This window comes from Mycobacterium sp. E1747 (genome assembly GCF_001667775.1).
Lineage (GTDB): Bacteria > Actinomycetota > Actinomycetes > Mycobacteriales > Mycobacteriaceae > Mycobacterium.
This window is the reverse complement of record NZ_LZJI01000079.1, coordinates 1-862: the sequence shown is the minus strand read 5'-3', so window position 1 is coordinate 862 and position 862 is coordinate 1. Positions and strand designations below refer to the sequence as shown.

The window sequence follows — 862 nt, the reverse complement described above, 5'->3', positions numbered from 1 at the left end:
GCGGCGAGGTCGAACCCTACCTGACTGTCGGGCGTGAGCTGGTGCGGCGGGGACACGACGTGACGATGGCTGTCGCTCCCGAGATGGTCGACTTCGTCGAGTCGGTCGGACCGGCCGGCGTCGCGTATGGGCCGGAATTGAAGGCCGTCCTCGACCCGCACCGCGACTACTGGACTTACTGGTTCGAGAACCCTTGGAAGGTTCGGAAGCTCGACCGGATGTGGCGGGAAGTCGTGGAACCCCTCACCCTGTGCCGAGCGGAGGTCAGCAGGACGCTGACGTCCTTGGCAGACGGGGCCGCCCTGCTGCTCACCGGCATGAATTATGAAGACACGGCCGCGAACGTCGCGGAATACTGCGGGATTCCGCTGGCCACGCTGCATCACTTCCCCTGGCGGACCAACGGGGCGATCGTGCCCTTCCTGCCCGCGCCCGTGGGTCGGGCCGCGATGATCGTCTACGAGTGGCTCTTGTGGCGCGCATCAAAGCAGGCCGATGACGCACAGCGCCGTGCCCTGGGTCTGCGGCCGGCCACAAGACCGTGGACCCGACGGATCGCAGAACGCGGGTCGCTGGAGATTCAGGCATATGACGAGGTGGTCTTCCCCGGCCTGGCAGCGGAATGGGCGAAATGGCAACCTCGGCGACCGTTCGTCGGCGCGCTGACGATGGAGTTGCCGACTAACGTCGACGCTGACGTCTCGTCGTGGATCTCCGCGGGAACACCGCCGATTTTCTTCGGCTTCGGCAGCATGCCGGTGCGTTCTCCGTCCGACATGGTGGAGATGATCAGTGGGGCCTGCGCGCATCTGGGCGAGCGGGCGCTGATCTGCGCCGGCTGGAGCGACTTCGACGACATCCC

General features: G+C 66.2%; 1 protein-coding gene. It reads left to right on the top strand.

The features are described from left to right. Positions 1 to 862, top strand: an 862-nt coding sequence (locus A5695_RS08335; RefSeq protein ID WP_068077702.1) for a glycosyl transferase family 1, incomplete at both ends; no start/stop codon positions are given.